The sequence below is a fragment of the Candidatus Neomarinimicrobiota bacterium genome (assembly GCA_022560655.1).
Lineage (GTDB): Bacteria > Fidelibacterota > Marinisomatia > SCGC-AAA003-L08 > TS1B11 > JADFSS01.
In genome coordinates this window covers 1-3,489 of sequence record JADFSS010000123.1, presented here as the reverse complement: position 1 = coordinate 3,489, position 3,489 = coordinate 1, and the positions used below count along the sequence as shown (strand labels likewise).

The 3,489-nt window shown below is 64.8% G+C and carries 5 protein-coding genes; all 5 read right to left on the bottom strand.

What is annotated here, in order from left to right:
- Window positions 1-18 precede the first annotated feature (18 nt).
- Window positions 19-1,326, bottom strand: coding sequence for an NADP-dependent isocitrate dehydrogenase (gene icd, locus IH971_11115; GenBank protein ID MCH7498378.1), 1,308 nt, complete (start codon window positions 1,324-1,326; stop codon window positions 19-21).
- A 16-nt stretch (window positions 1,327-1,342) separates the two neighbouring features.
- A complete protein-coding gene (locus tag IH971_11110) occupies window positions 1,343-1,657 on the bottom strand; it encodes a zinc ribbon domain-containing protein (GenBank protein MCH7498377.1) in 315 nt (104 codons plus the stop codon).
- A 28-nt stretch (window positions 1,658-1,685) separates the two neighbouring features.
- The gene (gene pta / locus IH971_11105) at window positions 1,686-2,687 is read right to left on the bottom strand and encodes a phosphate acetyltransferase (protein MCH7498376.1); all 1,002 of its coding nucleotides are present in this window, start codon (window positions 2,685-2,687) and stop codon (window positions 1,686-1,688) included.
- Window positions 2,680-3,162, bottom strand: coding sequence for a pantetheine-phosphate adenylyltransferase (gene coaD, locus IH971_11100; GenBank protein MCH7498375.1), 483 nt, complete (start codon window positions 3,160-3,162; stop codon window positions 2,680-2,682). The genes pta and coaD overlap by 8 nt, the downstream gene beginning before the upstream one ends.
- Window positions 3,159-3,489, bottom strand: a 331-nt coding sequence (locus tag IH971_11095) for an RsmD family RNA methyltransferase (protein ID MCH7498374.1), incomplete at its 5' end; no start/stop codon positions are given. The genes coaD and IH971_11095, both read right to left, overlap by 4 nt.

Sequence of the window (3,489 nt, the reverse complement as noted above, 5' to 3'; positions counted from 1 at the left end):
GGTCACGCCGCGAGGTGCCTACATCCCCGCCACCACCGCGTTGCCAAACTCGCTGGTCTTCAGCTTGGTGGCGCCCTCCATCAGCCGGTGGAAATCGTAGGTGACCGTCCGGGCGGCGATGGCGGCCTGCAGGCCCTTGATGATCAGGTCCGCCGCCTCGTCCCAGCCCAGGTAGCGCAGCATGAGCTCGCCGGAGAGGATGAGCGAGCCGGGGTTCACCTGGTCCTTGCCGGCGTATTTGGGAGCGGTGCCGTGGGTGGCCTCGAAAATGGCCACGCCGGTGTCGTAGTTGATGTTGGCGCCGGGAGCGATGCCGATGCCCCCCACCTGGGCCGCCAGCGCGTCGGAGATGTAGTCGCCGTTGAGGTTGGGCGTGGCCACCACGTCATACTCGGCCGGGCGGGTGAGGATCTGCTGCAAAAAGGCGTCGGCAATGACGTCCTTGACGATGAGCTTGCCGCTGCTCACCGCCTCCTTTTGGGCCTGGTTGGCGGCCTGCTCGCCCTCGCTGTCCTTGATGCGCCCCCACTGCACCCCGGTAAAGACCCGGTCGCCGAACTCCTGCTCGGCCACTTCGTAACCCCAGGTCTTGAACGCCCCCTCGGTGAACTTCATGATGTTGCCCTTGTGCACCAGGGTAACGCTTTTGCGCTGCCGGTCCAGCGCGTAGCGAATGGCCGCCCGCACCAGGCGCTGGCTGCCTTCCCGTGAGATGGGTTTGATCCCCACGGCGGTACTGTCGGGGAAGCGAATCTTGCCGAAGCGTTCCGGGAAGGCCTCCTTGAACAGAGCCATGAACTTTTTCTGGTCGCTGCTGTCGAGCTGGAACTCGATACCGGCGTAGATGTCCTCGGTGTTCTCGCGGAAAATGACCATGTCCACCCGCTCGGGGTGCTTCACCGGCGAGGGCACGCCCTCATACCAGTGTATGGGCCGCAGGCAGACGAACAGGTCCAGCCGCTGGCGCAGGGCCACATTGATGGAGCGGATGCCCCCGCCCACCGGTGTGGTGAGGGGCCCCTTGATGGCCACCAGGTGCTCGCGGATGGCCGTGAGCGTTTCCTCGGGCAGCCAGACATCCGCGCCGTAGACGGTGGTCGCCTTTTCGGCGGCAAAGACCTCCATCCAGGCGATGCGCCGCTGCCCGCCATAGGCCTTTTCGACGGCGGCGTCAAAGACCCGCACGGCTGCCCGCCAGATGTCCGGGCCGATGCCGTCGCCCTCGATGAAGGGGATGATGGGCCGGAGCGGCACCTGGAGCCCCCGGCCGGAAAGCGTGATTTTCGCCCCCCCATCAGGAACGGCAATGTGCTGGTAGTTACTCAGGGCCGGGCACCATGCATCAGCGGTCGGTGACCGTGTCCTTCTTCGGCGGGCTGGACTCGCCCGACTCCTTACTGTCTGCCTTGGCCGGTTGGCCCTGCTTCTGCTTCTCCCCGTCACCCTTGGGCGCTGATTTCTCCTCGGATGACTTGCGCACGTAGTCGGTGTAGTAGAAGCCGGAGCCCTTGAAAATCAGGCCGGCACCAGCGCCGATGAGCCGGCGTAGCTGCTGCTCGCCACAGCTGGGGCAGGCGGTGAGGGGTTCGTCCTTCATGCTCTGCAGCTGGTCGAAACGGTGGCCGCAGGCATCACATTTGTAGCTATAAGTTGGCATGATCGCTTACGTTTCCAGCTGACTGACCCTATCCAGGGGCGCTCTGCAGCGCCGCGATGGCGGTAATGTTGACGATGTCCTCCACGGAGCAGCCGCGCGACATGTCGTGCACCGGCCGCGCCAGGCCCTGCAAAAGCGGCCCCAGGGCGGTAAAGCCGCCCAGACGCTCAGTGAGCTTGTAGCCGATATTCCCGGCGTCAAGGTCTGGAAAGATAAGCACATTGGCTTGCCCCTCGAGGGACGATTGGGGTGCCTTGCGTGCCGCCACACTGGGAATCAGGGCCGCGTCCACTTGCAGTTCGCCATCCGCGGGGACGTCCGGGTAGCGCTCCCGGAACAGGGCCGTCGCCTGGCGAACTTTCTCCACCCTGGGATGTTCCGCACTACCCTTGGAGGAGAAGGATAGAAAGGCCACCCGCGGGGACTGCCCGGTGAGTTGCTGGTGCAGGCGCTGGGCATCGCCGGCAATGGCGGCCAGCTGCTGCGCGTCGGGGTCGGGCACCACGCCGCAGTCGGCAAAGGTGAAGGCGGTCTCGCCCGACGGCGGGATCATGAGGAAGCTACTGGATACCAGCGACGACCCCGGGGCGAGACCCACCACCCTGATGGCCGTGCGCGCTACCTCGCTCGATGACGTGTCAGCCCCCGTTACCATGCCATCCACGATGCCCGCGGAAACCATGCCGGCGCCCTGATGAACCGGATTGAGCAGGTAGGCGTTCAGCTCCTCCGGCGTGAGCTCGGCGGCAAACTTCAGTCCGCTCACACGCTCGCGAATGGCCTCCATGTGGGGTGATTTGTCCGGGTCCACCACCGTGATATTGGAGAGCTTCAAGCGGTGGTCATCGGCCAGGGCACTGATCGCCAGCGGCTTGCCCAGCAGCACCACACGGGCCAGCCCCTCCTGATCGATGCGGGCTGCCGCCTGCACCACACGGGGATCCCACCCCTCAGGGAGCACAATCGTGCGATAGACCTGGGACGCTTTCTGCTGGATGCGGCTAAGTACGGCGCCGGGCGATCTACCCATGCGAATATTTTTTTTGCAGCGCCGCCAGCACCACCGGCGGCACGAAATCGGCCACGTCGCCGCCAAAGCCGGCAATCTCCCTAATGATGGTGGCGTTAAGGTGGGTGTAGCGGTCGTGGGGCATGAGGAACACGGTGGCGATGTCGGGCTTCATGTGGCGGTTCATGAGGGCCATCTGAAACTCGAACTCGAAGTCGGAGATGGCCCGCAGACCGCGAATGACCGCGCAGGCATCCTGGGCCTCGGCATAGTCCACGACCAGGCCGCTAAATTGGTCCACGGTGACGGCGCCAAGACCGTCGGTGGATGCCCGAATCATGGCCAGCCGCTCGTCCACACTGAAGAGCGGAGTCTTGCTGGGGTTTTGGGCCACCGCGACAGTCACCCCGTCAAAGAGGGTCAGCGCTCGCACGATGACATCCAGGTGCCCGTTGGTGATGGGATCGAAAGTGCCGGGGTAGACTACGGTCCTCATGGCAGTCGTGTCCAAAGCGCCACCTTGGACTTGCCGAAGTAGCGGACATCCAGTTCGGCAGGGACCTCGGCCTGGCGCGGCAGCTCCATGGCAAATACGCCGCCGGGGGCAAGTACGCCTTCCGCCTGGGGCTGCAGCTCGGCCCACGTCACGCTGTTGTAGGGCGGATCGGCCAGCAGCACATCGAATTGCCGCACCGCCGCAGCCAGGAATGCGCTCACGCTACCGGTAATGACGCGGTGGTTGTCACCCGCGCGTGCCCGAGCAAGGTTTTGCTTCAGGACAGCAACCAGCGCGCGATCCTGCTCCACAAACGTCACGTGGCGG